The organism is Fodinicola feengrottensis (assembly GCF_010993775.1).
GTDB lineage: Bacteria > Actinomycetota > Actinomycetes > Mycobacteriales > HKI-0501 > Fodinicola > Fodinicola feengrottensis.
Genome location: NZ_WOTO01000006.1, coordinates 79,555 through 104,136, shown reverse-complemented (window position 1 = coordinate 104,136; position 24,582 = coordinate 79,555). Strand labels below are relative to the sequence as shown.

General features: G+C 65.6%; 28 protein-coding genes and 8 pseudogenes. 5 read left to right on the top strand and 31 right to left on the bottom strand.

Going from position 1 to position 24,582, the window contains the following annotated elements:
• Nucleotides 1-65 precede the first annotated feature (65 nt).
• Nucleotides 66-1,883 carry a gamma-glutamyltransferase family protein gene (locus tag GNX96_RS07325; RefSeq protein WP_279579673.1) on the bottom strand — a complete coding sequence of 606 codons (1,818 nt, stop codon included), beginning with the start codon at nt 1,881-1,883 and terminating at the stop codon, nt 66-68.
• A gap of 110 nt (nt 1,884-1,993) precedes the next feature.
• Between GNX96_RS07325 and GNX96_RS07320 the strand changes: the two genes are divergently transcribed.
• Nucleotides 1,994-3,463, top strand: a complete 1,470-nt coding sequence (locus tag GNX96_RS07320; protein WP_163567485.1) for a glycoside hydrolase — start codon at nt 1,994-1,996, stop codon at nt 3,461-3,463.
• Nucleotides 3,464-3,663: 200 nt separating this feature from the next.
• Here the strand turns inward: GNX96_RS07320 and GNX96_RS62810 are convergent.
• The 15 genes and pseudogenes from GNX96_RS62810 to GNX96_RS49740 form a co-directional block, all read right to left on the bottom strand.
• Nucleotides 3,664-5,456, bottom strand: a pseudogene (locus GNX96_RS62810) (dipeptide ABC transporter ATP-binding protein); the annotation flags it as partial.
• Nucleotides 5,453-5,596: a hypothetical protein gene (locus GNX96_RS49760; RefSeq protein ID WP_279579671.1), complete on the bottom strand. Its 144-nt coding sequence runs from the start codon at nt 5,594-5,596 to the stop codon at nt 5,453-5,455. The pseudogene GNX96_RS62810 and the gene GNX96_RS49760, both read right to left, overlap by 4 nt.
• Nucleotides 5,596-6,126, bottom strand: coding sequence for an ABC transporter permease (locus tag GNX96_RS49755; RefSeq protein WP_279579670.1), 531 nt, complete (start codon nt 6,124-6,126; stop codon nt 5,596-5,598). The genes GNX96_RS49760 and GNX96_RS49755 overlap by 1 nt, the downstream gene beginning before the upstream one ends.
• 22 nt (nt 6,127-6,148) lie before the next feature.
• Nucleotides 6,149-6,277, bottom strand: a pseudogene (locus GNX96_RS62805) (hypothetical protein); the annotation flags it as partial.
• Between the two features lie 49 nt (nt 6,278-6,326).
• Entirely contained in the window at nt 6,327-7,052 is a 726-nt protein-coding gene (locus tag GNX96_RS07300; protein ID WP_279579669.1) for an ABC transporter permease, read from the bottom strand.
• A gap of 118 nt (nt 7,053-7,170) precedes the next feature.
• Nucleotides 7,171-7,293 (bottom strand): annotated as a pseudogene (locus GNX96_RS62800) (ABC transporter permease); the annotation flags it as partial.
• Nucleotides 7,293-7,787, bottom strand: coding sequence for a periplasmic substrate-binding domain-containing protein (locus GNX96_RS07295; protein ID WP_279579668.1), 495 nt, complete (start codon nt 7,785-7,787; stop codon nt 7,293-7,295). The pseudogene GNX96_RS62800 and the gene GNX96_RS07295, both read right to left, overlap by 1 nt.
• A 4-nt stretch (nt 7,788-7,791) precedes the next feature.
• A complete protein-coding gene (locus tag GNX96_RS07290; RefSeq protein ID WP_163567482.1) occupies nt 7,792-8,814 on the bottom strand; it encodes an ABC transporter substrate-binding protein in 1,023 nt (340 codons plus the stop codon).
• 142 nt (nt 8,815-8,956) lie between these two features.
• Nucleotides 8,957-9,730 (bottom strand): hypothetical protein, encoded by a 774-nt coding sequence (locus GNX96_RS07285; protein ID WP_163567481.1) that lies wholly within the window; start codon nt 9,728-9,730, stop codon nt 8,957-8,959.
• Nucleotides 9,731-9,941: 211 nt separating this feature from the next.
• On the bottom strand, nt 9,942-10,190 hold the full coding sequence (locus GNX96_RS49750; RefSeq protein WP_279579667.1) for a sigma-70 family RNA polymerase sigma factor: 249 nt from the start codon (nt 10,188-10,190) through the stop codon (nt 9,942-9,944).
• The gene (locus GNX96_RS49745; RefSeq protein WP_279579666.1) at nt 10,153-10,449 is read right to left on the bottom strand and encodes a sigma factor; all 297 of its coding nucleotides are present in this window, start codon (nt 10,447-10,449) and stop codon (nt 10,153-10,155) included. Before GNX96_RS49745 ends, GNX96_RS49750 begins: the two co-directional genes overlap by 38 nt.
• Nucleotides 10,450-10,470: 21 nt before the next feature.
• A complete protein-coding gene (locus GNX96_RS07275; protein ID WP_163567480.1) occupies nt 10,471-11,892 on the bottom strand; it encodes a sialidase family protein in 1,422 nt (473 codons plus the stop codon).
• On the bottom strand, nt 11,889-12,389 hold the full coding sequence (locus tag GNX96_RS07270) for an RNA polymerase sigma factor (protein ID WP_163567479.1): 501 nt from the start codon (nt 12,387-12,389) through the stop codon (nt 11,889-11,891). The genes GNX96_RS07275 and GNX96_RS07270 overlap by 4 nt, the downstream gene beginning before the upstream one ends.
• Nucleotides 12,390-12,477: 88 nt before the next feature.
• Entirely contained in the window at nt 12,478-12,900 is a 423-nt protein-coding gene (locus tag GNX96_RS07265; RefSeq protein WP_279579665.1) for a zinc-binding dehydrogenase, read from the bottom strand.
• 179 nt (nt 12,901-13,079) lie between these two features.
• Nucleotides 13,080-13,382, bottom strand: coding sequence for a hypothetical protein (locus GNX96_RS49740; RefSeq protein ID WP_279579664.1), 303 nt, complete (start codon nt 13,380-13,382; stop codon nt 13,080-13,082).
• Between the two features lie 16 nt (nt 13,383-13,398).
• On the opposite strand from GNX96_RS49740, the gene GNX96_RS49735 reads away from it, so the two are divergent.
• From GNX96_RS49735 to GNX96_RS49725, 3 genes are read left to right on the top strand one after another with little or no spacing between them, the layout of a single operon-like run.
• Complete coding sequence (locus GNX96_RS49735) at nt 13,399-13,692, top strand: hypothetical protein (protein ID WP_279579663.1); 294 nt, start codon at nt 13,399-13,401, stop codon at nt 13,690-13,692.
• A complete protein-coding gene (locus GNX96_RS49730; RefSeq protein ID WP_279579662.1) occupies nt 13,689-14,156 on the top strand; it encodes a glycoside hydrolase in 468 nt (155 codons plus the stop codon). Before GNX96_RS49735 ends, GNX96_RS49730 begins: the two co-directional genes overlap by 4 nt.
• Entirely contained in the window at nt 14,156-14,587 is a 432-nt protein-coding gene (locus tag GNX96_RS49725) for a glycoside hydrolase family 30 beta sandwich domain-containing protein (RefSeq protein ID WP_279579661.1), read from the top strand. The genes GNX96_RS49730 and GNX96_RS49725 overlap by 1 nt, the downstream gene beginning before the upstream one ends.
• Nucleotides 14,588-14,636: 49 nt before the next feature.
• Here the strand turns inward: GNX96_RS49725 and GNX96_RS07255 are convergent, their stop codons facing one another.
• The 7 genes from GNX96_RS07255 to GNX96_RS07235 all read right to left on the bottom strand — a co-directional run bounded on the left by GNX96_RS07255 (nt 14,637) and on the right by GNX96_RS07235 (nt 18,821).
• Nucleotides 14,637-15,290 carry an ABC transporter permease gene (locus GNX96_RS07255; protein ID WP_279579660.1) on the bottom strand — a complete coding sequence of 218 codons (654 nt, stop codon included), beginning with the start codon at nt 15,288-15,290 and terminating at the stop codon, nt 14,637-14,639.
• Nucleotides 15,291-15,367: 77 nt separating this feature from the next.
• Nucleotides 15,368-15,559 carry a hypothetical protein gene (locus GNX96_RS49720; protein ID WP_279579659.1) on the bottom strand — a complete coding sequence of 64 codons (192 nt, stop codon included), beginning with the start codon at nt 15,557-15,559 and terminating at the stop codon, nt 15,368-15,370.
• Nucleotides 15,556-16,281 carry an ABC transporter ATP-binding protein gene (locus GNX96_RS07250; protein ID WP_279579658.1) on the bottom strand — a complete coding sequence of 242 codons (726 nt, stop codon included), beginning with the start codon at nt 16,279-16,281 and terminating at the stop codon, nt 15,556-15,558. The genes GNX96_RS49720 and GNX96_RS07250 overlap by 4 nt, the downstream gene beginning before the upstream one ends.
• On the bottom strand, nt 16,278-17,174 hold the full coding sequence (locus GNX96_RS07245; protein ID WP_279579657.1) for a hypothetical protein: 897 nt from the start codon (nt 17,172-17,174) through the stop codon (nt 16,278-16,280). Before GNX96_RS07245 ends, GNX96_RS07250 begins: the two co-directional genes overlap by 4 nt.
• On the bottom strand, nt 17,167-17,490 hold the full coding sequence (locus GNX96_RS49715; RefSeq protein ID WP_279579656.1) for a hypothetical protein: 324 nt from the start codon (nt 17,488-17,490) through the stop codon (nt 17,167-17,169). Before GNX96_RS49715 ends, GNX96_RS07245 begins: the two co-directional genes overlap by 8 nt.
• A 64-nt stretch (nt 17,491-17,554) precedes the next feature.
• Complete coding sequence (locus GNX96_RS49710) at nt 17,555-18,079, bottom strand: ABC transporter ATP-binding protein (RefSeq protein WP_279579738.1); 525 nt, start codon at nt 18,077-18,079, stop codon at nt 17,555-17,557.
• Between the two features lie 136 nt (nt 18,080-18,215).
• On the bottom strand, nt 18,216-18,821 hold the full coding sequence (locus tag GNX96_RS07235; protein ID WP_279579655.1) for a class I SAM-dependent methyltransferase: 606 nt from the start codon (nt 18,819-18,821) through the stop codon (nt 18,216-18,218).
• 65 nt (nt 18,822-18,886) lie between these two features.
• Between GNX96_RS07235 and GNX96_RS07230 the strand changes: the two are divergent.
• Nucleotides 18,887-19,781, top strand: a pseudogene (locus GNX96_RS07230) (ADP-ribosylglycohydrolase family protein).
• 43 nt (nt 19,782-19,824) lie between these two features.
• Here GNX96_RS07230 and GNX96_RS49705 read toward each other — a convergent pair.
• From GNX96_RS49705 to GNX96_RS62780, 8 genes and pseudogenes are all read right to left on the bottom strand, one after another.
• Nucleotides 19,825-20,154 carry an acyl-CoA-like ligand-binding transcription factor gene (locus GNX96_RS49705; RefSeq protein ID WP_279579653.1) on the bottom strand — a complete coding sequence of 110 codons (330 nt, stop codon included), beginning with the start codon at nt 20,152-20,154 and terminating at the stop codon, nt 19,825-19,827.
• 147 nt (nt 20,155-20,301) lie between these two features.
• Nucleotides 20,302-20,460: pseudogene (locus GNX96_RS62795) on the bottom strand (hypothetical protein); the annotation flags it as partial.
• 242 nt (nt 20,461-20,702) lie between these two features.
• Nucleotides 20,703-21,587: pseudogene (locus GNX96_RS62785) on the bottom strand (molybdopterin molybdotransferase MoeA); the annotation flags it as partial.
• A gap of 1 nt (nt 21,588) precedes the next feature.
• Nucleotides 21,589-21,810 (bottom strand): formate dehydrogenase subunit delta, encoded by a 222-nt coding sequence (locus GNX96_RS07210; RefSeq protein ID WP_163567475.1) that lies wholly within the window; start codon nt 21,808-21,810, stop codon nt 21,589-21,591.
• A 5-nt stretch (nt 21,811-21,815) separates the two neighbouring features.
• A complete protein-coding gene (gene fdhF, locus GNX96_RS49695) occupies nt 21,816-23,576 on the bottom strand; it encodes a formate dehydrogenase subunit alpha (protein WP_279579651.1) in 1,761 nt (586 codons plus the stop codon).
• The gene (locus tag GNX96_RS49690) at nt 23,498-23,803 is read right to left on the bottom strand and encodes a molybdopterin-dependent oxidoreductase (protein WP_279579650.1); all 306 of its coding nucleotides are present in this window, start codon (nt 23,801-23,803) and stop codon (nt 23,498-23,500) included. The genes fdhF and GNX96_RS49690 overlap by 79 nt, the downstream gene beginning before the upstream one ends.
• Before the next feature lie 30 nt (nt 23,804-23,833).
• Nucleotides 23,834-23,998, bottom strand: a pseudogene (locus GNX96_RS49685) (hypothetical protein); the annotation flags it as partial.
• A gap of 101 nt (nt 23,999-24,099) precedes the next feature.
• A pseudogene (locus tag GNX96_RS62780) lies at nt 24,100-24,531 on the bottom strand (2Fe-2S iron-sulfur cluster-binding protein); the annotation flags it as partial.
• Nucleotides 24,532-24,582: the final 51 nt, after the last annotated feature.

The following is a 24,582-nucleotide window of genomic DNA, read 5'->3' as shown; positions in this document are numbered from 1 at the left end:
GCGAAAAGTGAGCCAGCTAACACTTGTTCCGTCACATCAATACAGACTCCGGTACGCCGGAAAACTCATCGCCCGGCGGCGTACCCCTGCGCACCTCGCGGATTGGCGGCCGCACGCAGGAAACCTCTGCCAGGGAAGTCCGCGTCCCGCGCGACCGCGGACAGCCGGCCCAGCGTCCACGGCCCCTCGACGGTGACCGCGTGACCGCGGCGGCGCAGCTCGGCGATCACCGGCTCGCCGATCCGGTCCTCGACCACCATCTGGCCCGGCTGGGCCAGCCGCGGATAGAACGAGCTCGGGAAGTGCACGCTGTGGAACGCCGGCGCGTCGATGGCCTCCTGGAGGTTCATCCCGCCGTGTACGAGAGAGAGGAAGAGCTGCAGGCTCCATTGGTCCTGCTGGTCGCCGCCGGGCGTACCAAAGGCCAGCCACGGCCGCCCCTCCCGCAGCGCGAAGGACGGCGTCAGGGTCGTACGCGGCCGCGATCCCGGCCGCAGCGTCGATGGGAGGCCTTCCTGGAGCCGGAACATCTGGCCGCGGGTGCCCAGGCAGAAGCCGAGCGCCGGGATCACCGGCGAGCTCTGCAGCCAGCCGCCGCTGGGCGTGGCGGACACCATGTTGCCGAACCGGTCGGCCACATCCAGGTGGCAGGTGTCGCCGCGGACTCGGCCGTCGGATCCCAGGGTGGGCTCCCCCACCCCGTCCGGCATCGGCGCGTCGCTGACACCCTGGCTCGGGTCAGCGGTCAGGTCGGTACGCACCGAGGGCAGCACCGGCTGTCGCCCATCCGGCCGCCCGGGCCGCAGCTCGGTATTCGCCGTTTCACTCACCAAAGCGGCCCTGGTGCGCGAATACGCCTCGGACAGCAGCGCCTTCAGCGGTACGTCAACAAAGTTCGGGTCGCCGTAGAAGGCCTCCCGGTCGGCGAAGGCAAGTTTGGCGCACTCGATCACGGTGTGGACGTAGTCGGCGCTGCGCAGATCCATCGCGGCGAGATCGAAGCTGCGAAGCAATCCCAGCTGCTGCAGGAAAACCGGCCCCTGTCCCCAGGGTCCGGTCTTGCAAACCGTGTAACCGTGGTAATCCAGCGTGACCGGTTCCTCGACGGTCGCCTCCCAGCCGGCCAGATCGTCGCCGGTGAGCAGCCCACCATGCGACTCACCGGAGGTGTCCGGCCACTGAGTTTCCGCGCAGAATCGAGCAATCTCGTCCGCGACGAACCCGCCGTACCAAGCCTGCACAGCGGCGGCCAGCTGGCCGTCCCGGTCGGCGGTGACCGACTCGGCTTGCTCCAGAACTCGTTCGTACGTACGGGCAAGCGTCGGATTGCGCAGCCGGTCGCCTTCAGCTGGCACCGCACCGCCGGGCAGCCAGATCTGCGCGGACGTCGGCCAGTCCGTACGCAACAGCCGCTCGACCACCCCGATCGTGTTCACAATGCCGGCGACGGCGGGGAAACCCTTGTCAGCGTACGAAATCGCCGGCTCCAGCACGTCCCGAAGCGACCATGTGCCGTGCTCACGTAACATTCGCAGCCAGCCACCGAAGGCGCCCGGCACGGTCGCGGCCAGCAGGCCGGTGCCCGGCATGATGTCCAGCCCGAGCGCGGTCATCCGCTCGATCGTCGCGGCGGCCGGCGCCACCCCTTGTCCGCAGATCACCGAAACTCGCCGCGCGGCCTCGCTCCACAGCAGGATCGGCACCTCGCCGCCTGGCCCGTTCAGGTGTGGTTCGACCACCTGCAAGACAAAACCGGCCGCGGCCGCCGCGTCAAAAGCATTTCCGCCGCGTTCGAGCACACTCATGCCCACAGCGGAGGCAAGCCAGTGCGTACTGGCCACCATTCCATGGTCGCCAGTCAGCTCGGGTCGAGTGGTGAACACCGCAAACACTCCTCACGTAGTTTTTCTGTGTGCGAACCCGTCGGACTATGGAACAAGTCGGCCAATTCTGGTACGTGTAGGAAGTTGAAATCCGACCGACGGGAGCCCACATGGACCGCCGGACCTTCCTCGCTTCGTCCAGCGCCGCAGCCCTGAGTGTGCTGGTGCCGCCGGTGTCCACCGAGGCCGACATGTCGGTCGCGATCGACCCGAAGACGACATGGTGTGTCTGGGAAGGCTGGGGCACTTCGCTGTGCTGGTGGGGCAAGGCGTACGGCACCCGGGACGACCTCGCTGACCTGCTGTTCACCACCAACCAAGTGTCGTACGAGGGCAATCTGTTCCCCGGTTTGGGGCTGACTGTCGTGCGCTACAACGCTGGCGCTTGTACGGCGGCGAAAACCAGCGACGGGTCCACGATGGTGCCGTCGTCCAATATCCCAGCGAGCCGGCAAATGGAGGGTTACTGGCTGGACTGGACGAGTGCGGACCCGAGTTCGGCGAGCTGGAACTGGCTGGCCGATGCCGGCCAGCGGGCGATCATGGGCAAGGCCCGCGACCGTGGCGCGACCACCTTCGAGCTGTTTTCGAATTCGCCGATGTGGTGGATGTGCTACAACCACAATCCGTCCGGCTCCCCGATCGGGATCACCGACAACCTGCAGTCCTGGAACTACCAGCAGCACGCGGTCTATCTCGCCACCGTCGCGAAATACGCGCACGACCACTGGGGCATCGACTTCGCGTCGGTGGAGCCTTTCAACGAGCCGGCCGCGCCTTGGTGGACCGCCTTCGGCACCCAGGAGGGCTGCCATTTCGGCGCCTCCACTCAACAAACCGTGGTCGGAGGCCTCCGCCGAGAGCTGGACAGCCGCGGCCTGACCAGCACGATGGTGGCCGCCTCCGACGAAAACACGTACGACCAGGCCCGCGCCACCTGGGGAGGTTTCAGCAGCCAGGCCAAAGGCAGCGTCGGCCGGGTCAACGTGCACGGCTATCAGCAGGGCGGCGGCCGCCGTGACCTGCTCTACAACGACGTCGTCGTCGCGGCCGGCAAGAAACTCTGGAATTCCGAGTACGGCGAAAACGACGCGACCGGTCTGAGCATGGCCAGCAATATCAACCTGGACATGTATTGGCTGCATCCCAGCGCCTGGGTTTACTGGCAGGTGCTGGACGGCTCGGACTGGGGCCTGCTGGACGCCGACGAAACCGCCGGCACCGTCGGCACGGTGCGCCGCAAGTTCTATGTGCTGGCCCATTACAGCCGGCACATCCGGCCGGGCATGCAGGTGATCCGCAGCGCGGACCCGAACACCGTCGCTGCGTACGATCAGGCCACCCGGAAGCTGGTCCTGGTTACCGCGAACTTGGGCACCGCGCAGTGGGTTTCCTATGACCTGTCCGCTTTCGGGACGGTGGTGGGCGATCTCGGCCAGGTCCGCCGCTGGGTCACCCAGACCGACGGCGGCGACGCGTATCAGGCCTATTCCGACACATCGTTGTCCGGCAAGGGTTTCCGCTGCTGGTTTGGCACAAACACCGTTCAGACGTTCGAAATCGACAACGTTCTGCGCTGAATCGCCGGCGTCAGAGGACATCTGGCACGCTCGTCGCGGTCACCAGGTGGCAGGCGACCAACTGCCCGCTCGTACGAGCGTCCACCAGTTTTGGTTCGTCCTCCCGACAGCGATCCACCGCGACCGGGCAGCGGGTGTGGAATCGGCAGCCCGGGCGGCGGCGCGACCGGTGAGGGCACGTCCGAGCCGAGCACCACCCGGCGACGCTGGCGCTGCCGGACCGGGTCGGGCACCGGCGCGGCGGACAACAGCGCCTGCGTGTAAGGATGCTGCGGCTGACCGAAAATCTGCTCCCGCGGGCCGTGTTCCACAATCTGGCCCACATACATCACCGCGATCCGGTCGGCGAGGAACTCGACCACGGACAGGTCATGGGTGATGAAAAGGCAGGAAAATCCCATCTCCGCCTGCAAATCGGTGATCAGGTTCAGCACCGCCGCCCGCACCGACACGTCCAATGCGGACACCGGCTCGTCGGCCACCACCAGCGCCGGCTCCAAGACCAGCGCACGGGCCAGCCCGACCCGTTGCCGCTGACCGCCGGACAGCTCATGTGGATAGCGATGCGCGGTGGTCGCTGGCAAACCCACCCGGTCGAGCATCCGAGTCACCTTCGACGCCAGCTGGGCGCCGGCCGCCAGTCGATGCCGGCGTAGCGGTTCGGCGACGATCTGGCCAACGGTGAACCGCGGGTTCAGCGACGAGAAAGGATCCTGGAAAACGATGTGGATGTCCCGCCGGACCGGTCGCAGCTGGCGTCGGGACAGGTGGGTGATGTCCCGGCCATTCAACGAAATCGTGCCGGCGGTCGGGTCGATGAGCCGGACCAGGCAGCGGCCGACCGTCGACTTTCCGCTGCCTGACTCGCCTACCAGCCCCAGCACCTCGCCGGGCGCGATGTCGAAGGAAATGCCATCCACTGCCCGTACCGACCGACCGCCGCCGACCCGGTAGTGCTTCACCAGATCGCGGACTTCCAGCACCTGCCCGGTCATCGGACCGCCTCCGGATGGAAACACGCCAACTGATGGCTGTATTTGTCCACTGTGGACCGTCCAGTGCCGGCCAGCGCCGGGCGGGCCGCGGCGCAGTCCGGTTCGGCACGCCGACAGCGCGGCGCGAAAGCACAGTCATCCCCATCCCGGCGGGGGGGATCGGGCAGCATGCCGGGAATTTCCACCAATCGGCCACGAGTGCCGTCGCTGATGCGGCTGACCGCCGCTGGTAACGCGCCGAGCAACCCGACGGTGTACGGATGGCGGGGCGCCGCGAACAGTTCGGTGACACCGGCCCGCTCGACCAGTCGGCCGGCGTACATGATCGCCACCTGGTCGGCGACCGCGGCGACCACGCCGAGATCGTGAGTGATGAGCACGATCGCGGTGCCCAACCGGTCCGCCAAATCCCGAAAAATGTCCAGTACGCCGGCCTGGATCGTCACGTCCAGGGCGGTGGTCGGCTCGTCCGCGATCAACACCCGCGGCGAACAGGCCACCGCCATCGCGATCATCACCCGCTGCCGCATGCCGCCGGAAAGCTGATGCGGATATTCCCGGCACCGCCGGGCCGGGTCGGCGATCCCGACCAGTTCCAGCAATTCGACCGTCCGGACGCGAGCCGCCCGGCGGGATAGTTTTTCATGCTGACGGAGCACATCGTCGATTTGGAAGCCGACAGTGAACGAAGGGTTCAGCGAGGTCATCGGCTCCTGGAACACCATCGACACGTCCTTGCCGCGGACCTGCCGCAGCTCCCGCTCGGAAAGACCGGTCAGCTCCCGGCCATCCAGGCGTACGGACCCGGAAATTCGGGCGTTCGGTGGCAACAGCCGACTCACCGCCATCGCGGTGACCGACTTCCCGCAACCGGATTCCCCGCAGAGCGCCAGAATCTCCCCCGGTCGTACGCTCAAAGACACGTCCTTGACGGCCAGCACGTCGCCATCTTCGGTCGCGAATCGTACGGCCAGCTCGGAAATCTCCAACGCTGTCATCGCGCACCCCGCGGGTCGAGGACGTCTCTGAGCCCGTCGCCGAGCAGGTTGAATCCGAGAGTGGCGAGCGCGATCAGCACGCCCGGCCAGACCGCGAGCCACGGTGCCTGGCTGAGAAACTGCTGCGCGTCGGTAAGCATCACACACCCCATGACGGAGTGGGGCGCTGCACGCCAAGGCCGAGAAAGGACAACGTGGCCTCGCCGATAATCGCCACCGGAATGGCCACCGTGGCCTGCACGATCAGCGCGTTCGCCGCGTTCGGCAGGATATAGCGGAAAAGGATCACCCCGTCGCCGGCGCCGTCGGCGATCGCGCCGGCCACAAAGTCTTCCTGACGCAGCGCCAGGGTCTCGCCACGGGCGATGCGTACGACCCCTGGAATCTGCGAGATTCCCAGCGCCAGCACCACATTACGCAGCGACGGCCCGAGGATCGCGGCCAGTCCGACCGCGAAGATCAGGAACGGAAACGCCAACACCACGTCGACGCCCCGCATCAGGATCGGGTCGACCCAGCGCCGGTAATAGCCAGCCACCAGACCGATCGGAATCCCGACCAGCATCGCCAGCAAGGTGGACAGCACGCCCGCCGTCAACGAAATCCGGGCGCCGGTGGCAAGCCGGGCGAGCGCGTCTCGGCCCAGGTCGTCGGTGCCGAACCGAACCATGCGCCAGCGATGGTGGCGCCAGCACGTTGTCGAAGTTGGTGGCCGCCGGGTCCGTGGTCACCAGCGGACCGAAAATGGCCAACAGTAAGAAAAGACCAACCAACACCAGGCCGGTCATCGGCAGCGGCTGGCGGCGAAACCTTCGCCACATCCGGACGCCCTGCCGCTCTCGCGCGGCCGGCAGCGTCGCGATCACCTGCTCAGCCATCGGCGGCCGCCACCAACCGGGTTCTCGGATTCAGGGCCGCATAAGCCACATCGACCAGAAGGTTGATCACCACGTACCCGACGACGGTCACCAGGACGACTCCCTGGATCACCGGGTAGTTGCGGGTCAGCACCGCGTCGATCGTCAGCTTTCCGAAGCCTGGGATGACAAAGATCTGCTCGGTGACCACCGCGCCGCTGATCAGCGCGCCCAACTGCAGGCCCAACACGGTGACCACCGTCGTCAGGCTGTTGCGCAACGCGTGCAGGCCGACGACTCTTGCTTCCGACAGCCCTTTGGCCCTGGCCGTACGAATGTAGTCCGCCGACAGTGAGCTGAGCATCGCCGACCGCGTCTGTCTCATCAGCACAGCGGCGAAACCGGTCCCGAGTACCAGCGCCGGCAACACCATCCGGCGCAGGTTGTCCAGCGGATCCACGGTAAACGACACGAAACCGGACGCGGGCAGCACGCCCCAACCCACCGCGAACACCAGGATCGCCAGCAGCGCCAACCAGAAATGCGGGACGGACAGGCCCACCAGCCCGAACCCGGTCGCCGCGTAGTCGGCCAGTTTTCCCCGCCGTACGGCCGCGATCGTACCGGCGCCGACGCCGACCAGCACTGCGATCACGATCGCCAAGGCGGCCAACTCCACCGTGATCGGCAGCCGCTCGGCCAGGATCTGCGTCACCGGCAGCTTGTCCTGAGTGGACACTCCCATGTTTCCGTGTGCCAGTTGGGAAAGATAGTCCACATACTGAACGGGCAGCGGCTTGCGGCTTGTCCAGGCCGTATTCGGTGCGAATGGCGGCGATCACCGACGGGGAGGCGTCCTCACCGGCCAGCACCAGCGCCGGATCGCCAGGCAGCGCTCGTACGCCCAGAAAGACCAGCACGCTGGCCAGGAAGATGACCACCAGGGCCGCACCGGCCCGACGCAACAAATACCAGCCCATCAGGCACCCGCCTGTGCCGCATAGCCGGCGGTGGTCAGCCGCGGCAGCCCGTCGGCGTAGTAGCGGATGCCGGCGATCTTGTCTGATACGCCCAGAAAGTAGCGCTCGTGGTAAAGATAGATGTTGCCTTGCAAGGCATCCAGCCGATCGATGATCCTGCTGTAGAGCACTCGCCGGGCCGGCACGTCAGCGGTGGCCGCGGCGGCCTTCAGGTCGCTGTCGATGCCCAGGTCATGGATCAGTCCGTAGTTGCTCGACCCACCGGTGTTCACCAGGCCATTCAGGTTGCCGTCCGGGTCGACCCGGCCCGACCAGCCGACCTGAATGGCGTCGAACTTCCCTGATTTCGCCTGGGCAAGTGACGTGACGAACTCCTCCGGCACGATGCTGACCGCGAAACCGGCGTCCTTGGCCATCCCCTGGATGACCGCGCCGAGCCGCTCGCTCTGCGCCGCGGCGGTCACGATCAGCTGCACCGGAATCGGCGTCTTCACCCCGCTAGCGGTGATAAGCGCTCTCGCCTTGGCCACCTCGCGAGTCGAACATTTCAGCGCTGGATCGCGAAAAAACACTCAGCCGCGGCAACGGCGAGCAGTCCGGGTCGTACAGGCCGTTGAAGACCACCCGGTTGATGACATCGCGGTCCAGCGACAGCTCGAAGGCCTGCCGGAGCTGCTGACTCCTAGCCAGTGGCGTGTTGACCGTGCCGGGTTTTCCGGTCGAACCAGCCACATTCGCGAGGTTGATGGTGATGCCCTGATAGCCGATAGTGCCGCCGGACAGCACTCGCACTTTTCCGTCCGCGGCCAGCAACGGCACATCGCTGGAGGAGGCGACCCGCTCGGCCACCTGGATGTCACCGGACTTGAGGTTGGCGGACCGGACATTGCTGTCGGTGATGATCGTGTAGACGATTCGGGCCAGCTTGACCTTGGCCCGATCGTAGTAATATCCCGACTTTGTCAGCACGATCTGGCTGCCCGAGACCCGACTGGCGAAGGCGAACGGCCCGACGCACACCGGGTGCGCGCCGAAGTCGTCGCCGTAGCGGGCCAACGCGGCCGGTGACATGATCATCCCGGCCCGGTCGGCCAGCTGCGAGGTCAGCGGCGCGAACGGCCGCGACAGGTTCAGCCGTACGGTCAGCGAATCCACCACGTCGACCGAGGCGACCGCGCCGATTTCCTTGCTCCGGGCCGAATCTTTCTTCGTCCGGTCCCGGTCGAGTGACTCCTTCACGGCGCCGGCTGTCAAAGGCGTGCCATCGTTGAACACCAACCCCGGCCGTAACCGGATCGTCGCGGTCTTCTGGTCGGTCGAGATATCCGGCAACCCGGCCGCCAACTGTGGTACGACCGCGAGCGTACTGCTGATGTCGTAGAGCTTTTCGCACATATTGATGAAGATTTCCCGGCCAACGAAGGTCGTGCTGGTGGTCGGGTCAAGCGCGTCCGCGTCCGAGCTGAGCGCGACTGTCAGCGTCCCGCCGGCCGCGACCGCCCGCGCGTCGAACGGCGCCACCGCGGGAATGCCGACCGCGGCCCCCAGTGGTGCCAGCGCACGCTGACAGCGCTGCCAAAAGGCAGAGCGCGACCGCCAGCCGGCGGCCGGCACTGGAGGGGCGCAGCACCTGGAAACGCATCTTGTGGATACCGTATACGTCCTACGGGACCACTCCAAGGTTTGCGACCCACGCCCACTCGCATGACCGCGACTGGCCACCGCGCACGCCCGTACGACCCCGGTTTTGTCGCTTTGGGCGGGGTCGAATACCAGCTGTTACGGGGTGCCACCTGTCGGTGGCTTGCCCGGCTTGGGCTGCGTGGACGTCACCGGTTTCCCCCCTGGGATAACCCGGCGGGTAGGCCGTCAGCTCGAGCCCCAGCGCAGCCAACTGCGCGGCGGTCACATTCGGCTCCGAGCGAGTCACCGGGTCAGCGCCGGGCAGGCTGTTCGTCTCCATGGCCCCGACCGACGTCCCGTCTGGCCGCTCCACGGTGACGACGTACTGGATGTTGCCACCACTGGTTTTGAAGGTCGACTCGCTGACCACCGAACCGTCAGGCGCCACGTACTGACGGCACGGGCTCGGTTTCGCACCGGTGGGCGGGTTGCACGCATCAAACATCGAATCGGGAAGTCTTGGCTCCACGTCTATGAAAACGTACGACTCCCCGCGACTGTCCCGCACCAGCCCGGCGGCTTTGTAGTCGCCTTGGCTGGAGTAATAAGTGAAAGGCGCGTCATGTTTGCCTCCAGAGATCAGCGTCCACTCGAAAGTGCTGCCTGGCACGGACCGCTGCAGGCTCGCGACCGAAGCAGCCCGCAGCCGGGCGGTGGCTTTCGGCGCAGGCTCGGTCATTTCCCGCCCAGGCCGCAACGCGACGGTCGCCGACGCGGGGACGGTCGTCGGCGTACGACCGACAGACGGCTGCACCACACACCACCGCATTGTGGTCGGCCAGCGCGAAAACGCCGGTCGAGCCGGCGATCACGACGGCGGTGGACAACGCCGCCGTACCGGCGATCCGAACCCGGCGTTGCCGGTTCCCACGTGCGATCACCGCGTTCAGGTCAAAGACTGGCGGTGGTGGATCGCCGGACACCGCGTCCAGCAGTTGGCTCAGGTTTCCCATTCTTTCTCACTCCTAAGAAACGGCGGCGGACTCGCCCAGCCGCATGCGTAGCGTGCGCAGGGCACGGGCCGTCTGGCTTTTCACCGTGCCGGCGCTGATCTCCAGCGTGGCCGCGGTTTCCTCCACCGAAAGCTCGTCGAAATAACGCAACACCAACACTGCCCGTCGTCCTGGCGGCAGCCCGGCCAAAGCGGCCATCAACGCTTCCCGATCGGGCACCGAGTCAAACTCGTACGTGTCGTCGATCGAGACCTCGGGCATGTCCTTCGTGCTGAACTCCCGCCGCCACGGCCGGCGCAACTCGTCGAGCCCACGTACGAACCAGCATCCGTCGTACGTACGCGTCGACGTTCTCCAGCGCGCTCACTTTGCCCCACTGCCGATAAAGTTTGTAAAGCACGGTAGATACCAGGTCGTCTGCGGTGTGCCAACTCCCGCAGATCAGATAGCCGAACCGTCTCAACCGATGCATCCGCGCGGTGACGTACTCGTGGTACGCCTCCATATCCGCATCCCGCACGCTGCCTCCATTCTCCGTCGCCTAGGAAACGGAGTATCCGGCCGCGAGGTTGCCTGCGACAGCGAAGTTTTTATCCCGGCCAGGAAGCGTTGGGCACCCCTTGGGTCTGCACCCAGCGCCGCCCGTCGACGGAGACCATCCGCTGATAGAAGTTCGGATCGTCCTGATATTCCCCGCCACCAGCTGCCCCGGCGTTGCGTGCGCCAGGCTCCGCACGTTGCCCACCGCTGAGACCGGCGCGAAACTCCGGCCACCATCGGAGCTGATCACCAGCGATCCGACTGAGTCTGTGAACGACTCGAATTTGTAGGTCCCCCGGTCGACGGCAAGCAGCGATCCGTCCGGGCTGATCACCACGGTGCTCAGGTGCCTCGGCCGGTCCTGCGGAACGAAGGTCCATGACCTGCCACCGTCCCGGGTCACGTAGATCCTGGACGCGGTGGTCGTACGTCCGTTGGATTGCACGTCGACCGTCGCGTAGCCGATTTGCCCGTCGACACTGTCAAAACCGACGACACACGCCTGCGGCGCGCCCACGTGATCGCTGGCCGGAAGAGGTGATTTCTGTGGTGTACGAGTGTCCAGCGACGCGTCGGGTTTCGGTGTCGCTATCTTGGCACCCGACCAGCTGGCTCCCTGATCGCGGCTGATGATGGGAAAGACCAGCTGCCCCGCGCTCGTACACGCCGGATTCGCCCACAAAGATCCGTCCTTCGCGGTGACGACCGCTGGTGACGCGACTGAACTATTGTTCAGGTCGGGCTGCGATATCAGCCGGTGGCTGACTCCGGTGACCGGATCAAATGCTGTTAGCGCCTCGTCTTTGCCAATCGGCGCGGACGACGGCGTGCCATAGCGCACCAGATCCCAGCCCTGCGGGATCGTCTTGACCGGCGCGCCCTGCGCCGGCACCGGCGCCCAGGTTTGTCCGCCATCCCTGCTGAAATAGTCCACGAACGCCTGGTTCCCGCGGGTGGTGGCAAAGAGGGTCTGGCCCGAATGCACGGTGAGGTGGTCTGGTTCACCGATGGGCTTGGGCAGGAACCATGCCTGCCAGCCCCGACCGCCGTCGAGCGTACGCGCCACCGCCCACCGGTTGTTGTCGATCTTGAGCAGCGCGTACGACTGCCAGCTGTTCACCGTCACCACCTGCATCAGCGTGGTTTTCCGACCGAGATCCACCGCCGCGCCTTTCAGTGCGCTGTGAACCGGCGGCGGCAGCGTCGGCGGCGGTCCGCTCGGCACCGGTCCGCGTTGACCACCGATCAGCAGATTTACCCCCACCAGCGCCAAAACAACCAAGATGGCGACGGCCGCGGCGGCCACTCCACCGCGTCGCACGGTCCGCCGCCGATCGCCGAAGCGGTAGATGACGTCCAGGTCCGGCACCTCAACAGTGCCACTGATCTGCTCTCGTACGTCTCGAAAATCAGTCGGGTTCATGACACTGTGTCTTTCAGGTCAAGGGAAAGCGCGGCACGGGCTCGGGAAAGTCGAGCTTTCACCGTGCCGACCGGTACGCCGAGGGTGGCGGCAATCTCGTTCACCGGCAGGTCGGCGATGTAGAAGAGCGCCACGGTGTCCCGCTGCGCGGCCGGCAGTCGGCCGATCGCCGCCATCACCGCGACCCGGTCCGGCGACAGCTCCGGCTCGGCCACCGGCGCTCCGGCCGGACTGGCGCAGCAGGGCGACCAGCTGCCTGGACCTTCGCCATCGCCTGCGAACAACGTTCCGTAAAACGGTCCGCAGCCATGCCTCCGGGCTGTCGGCCGCGAGCAGCGTCGACCGATGCGCGACCCCGCGCATGAACGCCTCGCCTCCGCGACCACGTCCTGCGCCTCGGTGATGTTTCCGGTGAGCGCGTACCCGGTGATCACCAACCGGCCGTAGCACGCCCGGAAGATCTCATCGAGCCGCTCGCGCTCAGATGGTCCGTCCACCTGTTCCCCACTCCTGCGGTCCACCTACGGATGCTCTCACCGGCCATGAGTCACCACCTGTCGAGCCGGTTGCATCCGCCTGAGGCCGTTACGCAGTGATGTCGAGCACCACCTTGCCGTGGACCTGGCGGCCGAGCAGCGCCTCGACGGCGTCCGCCGCCCGCGTCCACGGCGCCCGCCAGCCGACCTGCGGGTCGAGCTCCTTCCGTGCCAGCAACGCGACCAGGTCCTGGAGGTCTTCGCCCAACGGTGTCTGGATGACGAACGGCTGGATCCGCCGGTCGCGGCCACGCAGCCGCTCGGCCTCGAAGGCGATCGTGGTCGGCTGCCCGGACGCCTGCCCGATCGACCGCGCCGATCCGCCGCTGACCACGAGCCCGAACGCCGCCGCCAGCAGTGGCCCACCAACATTGTCCAGTACGCCGAAAACCGGCTCGACGTTCTCAAGGGAGGTCACGATTTCGGCCGCTCCGAGGGCTGCCAGGCCCTCGCCGCGGGTGCGGCTACCCACGGCGGCGATGACGTACGCACCGGCTTTGGCCGCGAGTTGGACGGCGAACGGCCGACGACGACCGCCCGGCCGTCCAGGTGTTCGTGGAGTCCTGCACGCGGTGCTTCTGTTCGGCCTGACCGGGTCACCTCCTTGCTTTAAGTCTTAAATTTTGGTTCGCTGAAAGTGGAGTGAACCGGTTAGCAAAGGATGCCCGCATGTCCCCACACGTACGTGTCCGAACACTTCTGGCTGTCACCGCGGTGATCGCGGCCGTCGCGGCGGCCAGCACCAGCGCGGCCGCGACCACCGCCGCAGCCCCCCGTCGCGCCCGCGCAGCGGCCGTCCACCACGGTCGAGCAGTGGCTCACCCTGCCGGGCGTCGACACACCCACGGTGACCCAGCTGCCGATCCAGCAGCCGGCCAAGTTCGGCGCCGCCATTGTCGGGGTCGAGCCGCGGGTCAGATACCAGACGGTCGCGGGTTTCGGAGCGGCGATCACCGACTCCTCGGCGAACGTGCTCTACTGGCTGTCCGACGCCGACCGCGCCACGGTGATGAACAACCTCTTCGATCCCGCCACCGGCGCCGGCATCAGTTTCCTCCGGCAGCCGATCGGTGCCTCGGATTTCGTCGCGGACAAGGACTACAGCTTCGACGACGTGCCGGCCGGGCAGACCGACTATTCCCTCAGCCATTTCTCGATCGCTCATGACGAGGCGAAGATCCTGCCGTTTGCTGCGGCAGGCGAAGAAACTCAACCCGGCGATCCAGATCGTCGGCAGCCCGTGGAGCCCCGCCGGCGTGGATGAAAACCGGCGACTCGATGATCGACGGCAAGCTCATCGACTCGCCGGCGATTTACCGGGCGTACGCGCAGTATCTCGTCAAGTTCGTGCAGGCGTACCGCAAAGCCGGCGTGCGGGTCGACTACCTGACCGTACAGAACGAGCCGCAGGCCTTGCGGCGCAACAACTATCCGGGCACCGACCTGTCCTGGCAGCAGGAGGCCAAGGTCATCGAGCAACTCGGACCGGCGCTGCGAGCAGCCGGGCTGGACACCAAAGTCCTTGGCTTCGACCACAACTGGGGCCTGCACCCAGGTGATGTCAAGTCGTACCAGCTCGTCAACGAAGACCCGATGCTGAGCTATCCGTACGACCTGCTGGCCACCAACGCGGCCAAGTGGATCTATGGCACGGCTTATCACTGCTATTACGGCGACGCCAGCGCACAGAAGCGCTCAAGGCGTCCTTCCCGGACAAGCCCATCCTGATGACCGAATGCGAAGGTGGCGACAACTCCACCATCACCGCGGTGATGCAGAACTGGGGTTCGGCCTCGATCGACTGGAACATCGCGCTCGACCAGAACCACGGCCCGCATGTCGGTGGCTGCGGCACCTGCAACGGCACGATCACGGTGAACTCGGACACCAAACAGGTCACGTACAATGACCAATACCGCGACATCGCACACTTCTCGAAGTTCGTGCCCAAGGGTGCGGTCCGGATCGCCAGCACGGTAAGGGACACCACCGGCGCGACCCAGGTGGACACCGTCGCCTTCACCAACCCGGACCGGTCGACCGTGTTGGTCGCCTCAAATCCGGGCACCACGGCGAAAACCTTCACGGTGATGTGCGACGGCCGCTCTTTCGACGCCACCCTGGCGCCGGGCGCGGTGGCCACTTATCACTGGCACTAGAGGAAAATGCGAAGGCGGGGCGTCCCCCCGAGGGTCGCCCGCCTTCTCGTTATTCGGCTTCGCTCAACGTCAGGGACCGCAGCCGGCGGCCGGCGTACCAGGTGGCCGCCACCGCCGCGACAATCAACAGCGGGATGCCCACAGCCGGCCCCACGCCGGTCGGCTGCACCTTGTCAATCAAGTCTGTGACAGACTGTGCCCACCGCTGGACGCTCAGAACCTGGGCGCCCGGCACGAAGTTGCCGATCAGACTTTCCCAGATCAGCGCGTAAAACAGGCCGATCACCACAGCGTGCTTGGTGATCACCGCGAGCAGCACGAAAATGGCGCAGTACGCGATGCCGGCCAACACCGCGCCGACCGCGAAGCCCACCGCGAAACCACCCTGCAGGCCGGCCATGATCAGCCCGGCTATCAGGGTCGGAATGCCGGCGAAAACAATCACACAGCCGATCGCCAGCGCCAGTTTGCTGAGCACGATCGTCAACCGGGAAACCGGTTTGGAGAGTATGTAAACAATAGATCCGTCGTCGATTTCCGGGCCGATGACGCCGGTGCCGATGATCAACCCGAGCAGCGGCACCACCGTACCCACCGCGAAGACCGACAACACCTGGCTGGCGATCTCCACGCTCTGGCCCGCGTAGATCCGCAGCCCGATCGCCAACAGCACCAGAATGGCCGGCAGGATCAGCAGAAACACCCCGCGCGCGGCGACCGAGCAACACCCTTGAGGTGAGCGAGACAACCGTCATGTTCACTGTGGACACCTGTCGCTTTTCAGGATTCGATGAGATAGGCGAAGACGCTGCCGAGCGATTCGTCGGCGGGCGCGACCTCGAAGAGCCGGATGCCGGCGGAGGCAGCCAGCCGCGGCACCATCCGGCTGAACTGTCCGAAGTGGACGGTCTGGACCTGCAAGCCGTTCTTCGGATCGAGCTGAACGCCCGAGCACGAGCCGTCGGCGATCAACGCGGCCGCGAGCGCACGGTCGTCGCTGGACCGGATCGCATAGCGATGCGGCGGTCGGTCATCAGCCGGCGGATCTTGCGGAAGTCGCCGGAAGCCGCGTGCCGCCCGGAAACGACCACCTCGATATGCGAGGCGACCTGCTCGACCTCCTCCAGGATGTGCGAGCTGAACAGGACCGTACGCCCCTCGGCGCCGATTTTGCGGATCAGGTCCATCAACTGCAGCCGCTGCCGCGGATCCATCCCGTTGAAAGGCTCGTCCAGCAACAAAACCGACGGGTCATGCACCAGCGCCGACGCCATTTTGATGCGCTGCTTCATGCCCTTGGAGTACGTGCCCACCGGCCGGCTCGCCGCCTCGGTCATCTCGACCGTCTCCAGCGCCCGGCGGGCCGCCTCCCGCGGTTCCGGCAGGCCATGCAGAGCCGCGTTGGCCTCGATGAATTTCCAGCCGGACATGGCATCGTAAAGCGCCTCGCGCTCGGGCACCAAGCCGATCTTGCGGTAAACCTCGGGATTGTGCCAGATCTTCGCGCCATCGAGTGTCACGGATCCGGTCGAGGGAGCCAAGAAACCAGACATGAGGTGGATAAGCGTCGACTTGCCAGCGCCGTTCGGACCCAGCAGGCCGGTCACCCCGGGACCGATCGTCATCGTAATATTGTTGACCGCCACCACATTCCCGTACCAGCGGGAAACACCGTCGATCCGCAGCTCGCTCATGCCGCGACCACCTTCCGGTAACGGGCCAGCAGCAGGTAAAAGCTCGCGGTGATCACGACGAGCGGCGCGACCGTGAAGACGCCGCCGCTGACGAGGTCCAACGGCCCGGCGGGCCCGGCCGGCGTCGCTCCCAACAAGGCGACCTGCAGACCGTCCACCAAGCCGTACGGCGAGAAAAAAGGCCGGCGTACGTGGCGAGGAAACCAAGGCCCAGCTGATGAGCCAGCCCCTGCACCATCAGCGCACCGGTGGAACTCACCAGCAGCAAAGCGATAACCGTCGCGACACCAATCCCGCGGCGAATGGTCAACGAGGCCAGCAACAGGCCAACAACCAGCCAACAGCACCGACAGGACAGCCGCGCCGACGATCGCCGACAAGAATTGCGTGGTCTGCTCAAGGATCGGCAGCTTGGCAAGCAACATTCCGACATAAAGCACCACCAGCGGCGCCGCTGTCAGCACGAAAAGCGCGCTGGCCAGCGCGGCGAACTTGGCGGTGACATAGTCGAATCGACTGAGCGGCCGGGAAAAGTAAAGTGTGGTGAGGCGGAACCGGAGATCTCGGGAGACCAGCTGAGGCGCCTGCGAGGCCACGAAAATCGAGACGATCACCTGGAATGTGATCGCATAACTGGTGTAAGCGAGCGGGATCGCGGTCATGTGGGCGAAACTCACGATGGCTACCACGATAAACGCCGGCAGCACCATGACCGCGAAAATCCCGATCGGCAGGATCTTCGCCTTCGCCGACCGGCCGAGGCCGTACGCGGATCGCAGACTCTGGAGGAAAAGGGACCGGAAGATGTAGCCGCGACCGAGCCGGCTGCCCTCGTAATGCCGGTAGCCGATGTCGTGAATGACATCTCGGTCCGTTGCGACAATGTCAGACAACGCTGGCCTCCTCCGCCCGAAAGACTTCCTCGATGCGGTGGCGCCGCTGCTGCAGGCGTACCAACGCGAGATCCAGCTCGACCACCGTGTCCCGGACCGTGTCGTACGCGCTGTCGTCCTCGACATCGACGGCCACCAAGTGCCCGTCCAGCTGGGTTCGCAACCCGGCGGAATCCAGTGCGCGAGCCAACAGATCCGCACCCTCGACCAGCTCGACGACGACCGTACGGGTCGCCCGGGTGAGGTCTCCGACGGCTGAGGATCGCAGGAGTTTTCCGCCGTCCAAAACCACAACGTGGTCGCAGACCCGCTCCAACTCCCCCCCAGCAGATGCGAGGTGACCAGCACGGTGATGCCAAAATCGGTGCCAATCCTGCGGATCAGCTCCAGCATGTCGTCGCGACCGCGCGGATCGAGGCCGTTTGTCGGCTCGTCCAGGTCCAGGAAACCAGTTCTGGGTCATGGACGAGAGCCTGCGCGAGTTTCACCCGCTGCCGCATTCCGGTGGAATACCCACCAATCTGCCGATATCGCTCCTCCTGCAACCCGACATGACGCAGCGTGTCCGCCGCGCGCTCTCGGGCCGCCACCGGCGGCAGGCCCGACATTCGGGCCATATGCACGACAAACTCGGTCGCTGACACATCCGGCGGCAGGCAGTCATGCTCGGGCATATATCCCACTCGCGCCCGGATCGCCTCGCCGTCGTCGACCACGTCACGGCCCAGCACCTTGGCCGTGCCCACGGTGGCCGGCTGCAGCCCGAGCAGAATCTTGATGAGAGTGGACTTGCCGGCACCGTTGGCACCGACCAGGCCGGTCACCCCGCCGCCCACGTCCAGCGTCAGCTGGTCTAGGGCGGTGACCCGCGGGAACCTCTTGGTGAGGTTTCTGACTTCAATCATGCTCACCGAACGAACGTAGCGCCGATCACTGGCTCACCGCGTCGGCCGATGGAGCGAGAGCGGGTAGGCCTCCGTGCGTACGCCTGTGCGTCACTACCCGTAGGGGTGGGCTCAGGTATTTCCCGGAGCGGCCTTATCATACCGCCCGGAACATCTCCAGCTCGGCCATCGATTCCCTTTGCACAGCGGCAAAACGGTCGGTCAGTGCGGACTCGATCCGGGCCAGCTTGTCCGGCGGCAGCCGCAGCCCGTCCGCTATCGGCCCGGTCTTGCGCCCGCCATGCCATCCGATCGCGACCCGCCCACCGGGCCTCAGCACCCTCTGGATCTCGCCGACGCCAGCCGCGAGATCCGGCCAGATCGCGACATTGTTGATCGACACCACGCAGTCGACACATGCTTCGTCGAGCCCGGTTTTCTCCGCCGTACCGATGGCCAGCCGGACCCGCTCCGCCTTTCGATTCAGCCATACGGCCGCCTTGTGCATCGATTCGGACGGGTCAACGCCGTAAATGGTCCGCGCTTGGGTATGACCCGCCAGCAGCCGGATCAGGCCACCGGGCCCGTACCCGATCTCCAACACATCCTCACCGGGCCGGATGTCCAGCTTCTCCAGCACATCATCCTGTTTGTTGAACCACAGCATCGAGCGCCCAACGATCCACCCGCCCACCCCACGCGGCACCGCCGCCGTCGAATTCGGCGCTCGCCCGGTGGCCCACGAGTTCCCCACACCATCCATCACCCCAGCATCACACTTAACCCCGACCTGAAGTCAAGCCCACCTACCTGCGATAATTGGTGCCAATGAAAACCAACCGCCGGGAGCGGGCACTTGCCTGCCTACACGGTCTCACCGTTGGCGACGCTTTCGGATCACAGTTTTTCGTCCCCAGCAACCGCACCAACCTCGAACAGCGTCAGCTGCCGGCAGGTCCCTGGCAGTGGACCGACGACACCGAAATGGCCTGCTCGGTTTTCGCCGCTCTGCAACAGAATGGTCACATCAATCAGGACTCCCTCGCGGAGAGTTTTCGCCTCGCACCACGATTTCGACCGTGGATACGGCCCCGCGATGAACCGGATGCTCCGGTTGGTACGGGCCGGACAGGACTGGCGGACGCTCGCTGCCGAATTGTTCGAAGGCCAGGGATCCTGGGGAAACGGCGCCGCGATGCGGGTCGCGCCACTGGGCGCGTGGTTTGCCGACGACCTCTCGAAAGTCGCCGAGCAGGCCGCCCTGTCCGCGGCCGTCACCCACACTCACCCGGACGGCATAGCCGCCGCGATCGCGGTCGCGGTGGCCACCGCAGTCGCCCCCGAATCCCTGCCACCACGCGATTTTCTCGACACCGTGCTGCAATGGACGCCGCCTGGCCGGGTCCACCAGGGAATGCGGGCCGCGAGGGGCCTCGCGCACGTCTCGTCCGCCAAAATCGCCGTACACGAACTCGGCAATGGCCGTCTGACCGCCGGCTGGGACACCGTGCCCTTCGCATTGTGGGCGGCAGCCCGGAATCTCGATGACTTCGAAGAGGCCCTTGGGTCACCGCACAAACCGGCGGTGACGTCGACACCACCTGCGCCATCGTCGGAGGCGTCGTCGCCGTACGATCGGGCGTCCCCGCCGCCTGGGCCGCGCAATGCGAAGAACTCCCGAGCTGGGCGCGGGCGCAGAACTGAGGTCTGCGCCGCGGAGTGATCCCGCACTGTGAGCCGCGGCGCGCTATTTGTCGTCCCTGGAGTTAGAGACCGCGAGCGAGCAGGTCGAATGCGTCATCGATGAGTGTCTCGATGTCCTTTTCGCCGGTACGCGCGCGTTGTTCGGCCGTCTGCATGGCGGCGAAAGACGCGCCGACCAGGAGATGCGGATACTGGTCGGTGTCCGCATCCGCGCCCGTACGCGCCGCCAGCTCGGTGGCGAGCGCGAGCATGGTGGCGTCGATCTGGTCGCCGAGTCGCATCTTGGCGAAAAGCTGCGGATAGCGCTCGTAGAGCTCCTGGAGCAGCGCCATCTGGTCATGCATGGAGCCAAAAATGGCCGCCACCGCCATCGCCTTGATCACTGAGCGCATCGACTCCAGCGGCTTTTCGTGGGCCGGCCGGGAACGCAGCTCGGCGAGGATTTCGGCCTCCGTCCACTGCATTGGTTCGAGTGAGTAGACATCGTCTTTTGTGGCGAAGTAGTTGAAAAACGTCCTCGGCGCGATATCCGCGGCCTCGCTGATCTCCTCGATGGTAACCGCGTCGGGGCCGTTGGCCAGAGCCAGCCGCACGGCCGCCGCCCTGATCTCCGCCCGCCGGGCGACCTTTCGCCGTTCCCGCCGTTCGCTGGCCTTGTCCACAGGTTGCAGTCTACGCACGTTATGCAGCTTGCGCATTCAGGGAAGCGGGAGCAGCAAAACTTCGCCGCCATCGGGCGGCACGACCGCGACGGCGTCGGCGAGCGCCAAGCCTCGGAGCATCGCGCTTCCGCCGTGTTCCAGTCCTCGCGCGACGCCGTCCCCGTACGACGACGGGAACAAGTCGCGTACTGGTGCCCATGCGGCCCCAATCCGGGGGCGGAAACCGTTGACAGCGAAGGCAAAGGCAGTCCGCGCAGCGCCGCGCAAATCGGCACCGCGAGCGTCAGGAAGGCGACCACCGCTGCCAGCGGGTTGCCGGGAAGGCCCACCAGCAGCCGCCCATCACCGAGCCGCGCGAGGCTCTGCGGATGCCCCGGCCGGCAGTCGACGCGCTCAATGAGCATCGTGCCGCCCAGGCTGCGCAGCGATCGTCGCAGCTGGTCGGCGGGTCCGACTGACGACGAGCCGGACACCAACAACAGCTGCCCTGGCGACGATTCCACCGCTCGTACGAGATCTTTCTCGGTGTCGGCGGCATATTCGGTCGCCACCAGTTCGCCGCCGCACGAGGCCACGAATCCGGGCAGCAACGGACCAATCGCGTCACGCACGCAGCCGTCCTCCGGAATGCCGTGCGTACGCACCTCGTCGCCGCTGATGACCACACCGACCGTGGGCTTGGCGCGCACCCACAGCCGATCGTATCCGACCGCGGCCGCCAATCCCTGCACCTGCGCGGAAACGACAGTGCCGGCCGGCAGAAGGTGTTCGCCACGCTGGCATTCCTCGCCGGCCCGGCGGATGTTCTCGCCGGCCGCGACCGGACCGGTCAGCGATCGGCCGCAAAGCTGGGCATATTCGTACGGGAGCACCGCGGTCGTATCAGCCGGGATGACCGCTCCGGTGGCGATTTCGTACGCCTGTCCCGATTCCAGCGGCGGTGGTGCGGGTTGACCGGCCAACAGCTGCCCGCGTACGAACCAGGGCGCTGGGCCGCAAACCGCATAACCGTCCATGGCCGATCGGTCGAAAGAAGGCAAAGAGATCAGCGCCGTCAAGGGTTTCGCCAGCACGGTACCCAAAGAATCAGAAACTGGCAGCGGGCTCGGCAGGACTGCGCAAGCCGCCGAGTACGCGACCTGTCTCGCCTCGGCCCACCGCATGTCAGCGAACTGTCTGTTGTTGTAAGAGCTCCGCGGCCCGTACGGCTATCGGGTGCAGGCCCTCACCGCCGGCCACCGCGTGGGCCATCAGCTGACCGCGCATTCGTGGATCCCAGAACTTGCGGACATGCGCGGCCACCACCTCAGCCGACTCCTCAAACGGCCGATGGGTGAACTGTACGGCGATTTCGTTGACCAACCTTAAATACGGAGGATTTTCCACGGCGATCAGTCCTGCGCCAACGCGGGCAGCCGCTCTGAGGCCACGCTCGACTCGTGTCGCTCGGCCGCCTTCTTCAGCCGTACCTGCACGGCCGTCACCTTGTATTCCGGGCAGTTCGTGGCCCAGTCGGAATTGTCGGTGGTCACCACGTTCGCACCGGTGACTGGATGATGGAACGTCGTGTAGACGACCCCAACCGGCATCCGGTCATCGATCCTGGCGTGCAGATGGGTTTCCCCGACTCGACTGGCCAGCGCCACCTCGTCGCCGTCCTTGATGCCTCGCACCTCAGCGTCGTGCGGATGCAGTTCCAGCAGATCTTCCGGATGCCAGGCCACATTCGCCGTACGGCGAGTCTGCGCGCCGACGTTGTACTGCGAAAGAATACGGCCGGTGGTCAGGATCAACGGGAACCGTCGAGTGCTGCGCTCACTGGTCGGAATGTAGTCGGTCTCGACGAACCTTCCCTTGCCACGTACGAAACCGTCGACGTGCATGATCGGGGTACCCTGCGGCGCGTTGGCGTTACAAGGCCACTGCACACTGCCCTTTTCGTCGAGCATCTTGAACGACACTCCGGAAAAGGTGGGTGTGGTGATCGCGATCTCGTCCATGATCTCGCTGGAATGGTCGTACGTCATCGGATAGCCCATCGCCTGGGCGATCTCGCAGACGATTTCCCATTCGTGTTTTCCGGTCCGCGGCGCCATGATCGGCCGGACTCGGTTGATCCGCCGCTCGGCATTGATGAACGTGCCGTCCTTCTCCAGGAAGGACGTGCCAGGCAACAGAACGTGCGCCAGTTTCGCCGTCTCGTTGATGAAAAGGTCCTGCACGACCAGCAGGTCCAGCGACTTCAGCGCGGCGGTCACGTGCTTGGTGTTCGGGTCGGACTGCGCGATGTCCTCGCCCTGCACGAAAAGCGCCTTGAAGGAGCCGTCGACGGCGGCGTCGAACATGTTCGGAATGCGCAGCCCCCCCGGCTCAGCCTCCAGCGCACGACCCCACAGCGTCTCATACACTCCACGGACGGTGTCGTCAGACACGTGCCGATAGCCGGGAAACTCGTGCGGGAAGGAGCCCATGTCGCAGGAGCCCTGCACATTGTTCTGGCCCCGCAACGGGTTGATGCCAACACCGTCACGGCCGATGTTGCCAGTGGCCATCGCCAGGTTTGCCATGCCCATCACCATGGTTGAACCCTGACTGTGCTCGGTCACCCCGAGGCCGTAATAAATCGCGCCATTCCCGCCGGTGGCGTAGAGCCGGGCGGCCTCCCGCAGCTCGCTTGCTGGTACGCCGGTGATCTCCTCAACGGCCTCCGGACTGTGCTCGGGCCGCGCGATGAACTCCGCCCACTGCTCGTACCCTTCGCAGCGTTCAGCCACAAAATCGCTGTCCACCAAACCTTCAGTGACCACGACATGCGCGAAAGCGTTGACCACGGCCACATTCGTGCCGGGCGCGAGCTGAAGATGGTACGACGCCTCGACATGTGGCGAGCGGACCAGGTCGATCCGGCGCGGGTCGATGACGACCAGCTTCGCGCCCTCGCGCAGCCGGCGTTTCATTCGGGAGGCGAACACCGGGTGACCGTCGGTCGGATTGGCGCCGATGACCACGATCACGTCGGACTTCGCGACCGACTTGAAATCCTGGGTGCCGGCGGACGTACCAAAAGTCTGGCTCAGGCCGTAACCGGTCGGCGAGTGGCAGACCCTGGCGCAGGTGTCCACATTGTTGTTGCCAAACGCGGCCCGGACCATTTTTTCTGACGACATAGACCTCTTCGTCCGTACAACGGGACGAGGTTGATGCCGCCGATCGCGCCGACGCCGTACTGATCCTGGATTTCCCGCATCCGGCGACCGACGAACCCGATCGCTTCTTCCCACTCCACTTCGCGCCACTGGTCAGTGATCTTCTCCCGCATCAGTGGCTTCATCACCCGATCGGGATGGCTGGCATAGCCAAACGCGAAACGACCCTTCACGCAGGAATGGCCTTCGTTCGCCCCGCCGTCCTTGTACGGCACCATGCGCACCAACTCGTCGCCGCGCATTTCGGCCTTGAAGGAACAGCCGACGCCACAGTACGCGCAAGTGGTGATGACCGAACGAGTCGGCATACCGAGGTCGACGACCGATTTTTCCTGCAGCGTCGAGGTCGGGCAGGCCTGGACGCAGGCACCGCAGGAAACACACTCGGAATTGAGAAAAAAAGCTCGCCGGCGCTGGCCGAGACCTTGGAATCGAAACCGCGGCCGGCGATGGTCAGCGCAAAGGTGCCCTGGACCTCAGAACACGCCCGTACGCACCGCGAGCAGGCGATGCACTTGCTTTCGTCAAAGTCGAAATACGGATTGGAACTGTCGGTCGGCGCGTCCAGATGGTTCTCGCCATCAAAGCCGTACCGCACTTCCCGCAAACCCACCACACCGGCCATGTCCTGCAGTTCACAGTCGCCGTTGGCCGGGCAGGTGAGGCAGTCCAGCGGGTGATCGGAAATGTAGAGCTCCATGACCCCACGGCGGAGCTTCTCCAGCTTCGGGGTCTGCGTCTTCACCTTCATGCCGGCCGCGACCGGTGTCGTACATGAGGCCGGGGTGCCCCTGCCGCCCTCGATTTCCACCAGACAGAGCCGGCAAGACCCAAAAGCCTCGAGGCTGTCGGTGGCGCAGAGTTTCGGAATGCTGAAGCCGGCCAACGCGGCCGCCCGCATCACCGACGTACCCGCCGGCACCTTGACCGGCTGGCCGTCGATCTGCAACTC

What these genes read in the sequence shown, in the direction of transcription:
- GNX96_RS07320 (WP_163567485.1), top strand. Translation starts at nt 1,994, where the DNA reads ATGGACCGCCGGACCTTCCTCGCTTCGTCCAGCGCCGCAGCCCTGAGT.
- GNX96_RS49760 (WP_279579671.1), bottom strand. Translation starts at nt 5,596, where the DNA reads ATGCTTACCGACGCGCAGCAGTTTCTCAGCCAGGCACCGTGGCTCGCG.
- GNX96_RS49755 (WP_279579670.1), bottom strand. Translation starts at nt 6,126, where the DNA reads ATGGTTCGGTTCGGCACCGACGACCTGGGCCGAGACGCGCTCGCCCGG.
- GNX96_RS49750 (WP_279579667.1), bottom strand. Translation starts at nt 10,190, where the DNA reads ATGCCCGAGGTCTCGATCGACGACACGTACGAGTTTGACTCGGTGCCC.
- GNX96_RS07275 (WP_163567480.1), bottom strand. Translation starts at nt 11,892, where the DNA reads ATGAACCCGACTGATTTTCGAGACGTACGAGAGCAGATCAGTGGCACT.
- GNX96_RS49730 (WP_279579662.1), top strand. Translation starts at nt 13,689, where the DNA reads ATGAAAACCGGCGACTCGATGATCGACGGCAAGCTCATCGACTCGCCG.
- GNX96_RS49725 (WP_279579661.1), top strand. Translation starts at nt 14,156, where the DNA reads ATGACCGAATGCGAAGGTGGCGACAACTCCACCATCACCGCGGTGATG.
- GNX96_RS07250 (WP_279579658.1), bottom strand. Translation starts at nt 16,281, where the DNA reads ATGAGCGAGCTGCGGATCGACGGTGTTTCCCGCTGGTACGGGAATGTG.
- GNX96_RS49710 (WP_279579738.1), bottom strand. Translation starts at nt 18,079, where the DNA reads ATGATTGAAGTCAGAAACCTCACCAAGAGGTTCCCGCGGGTCACCGCC.
- GNX96_RS07235 (WP_279579655.1), bottom strand. Translation starts at nt 18,821, where the DNA reads ATGGATGGTGTGGGGAACTCGTGGGCCACCGGGCGAGCGCCGAATTCG.
- GNX96_RS49705 (WP_279579653.1), bottom strand. Translation starts at nt 20,154, where the DNA reads ATGCGCTCAGTGATCAAGGCGATGGCGGTGGCGGCCATTTTTGGCTCC.
- fdhF (WP_279579651.1), bottom strand. Translation starts at nt 23,576, where the DNA reads ATGGTCCGGGCCGCGTTTGGCAACAACAATGTGGACACCTGCGCCAGG.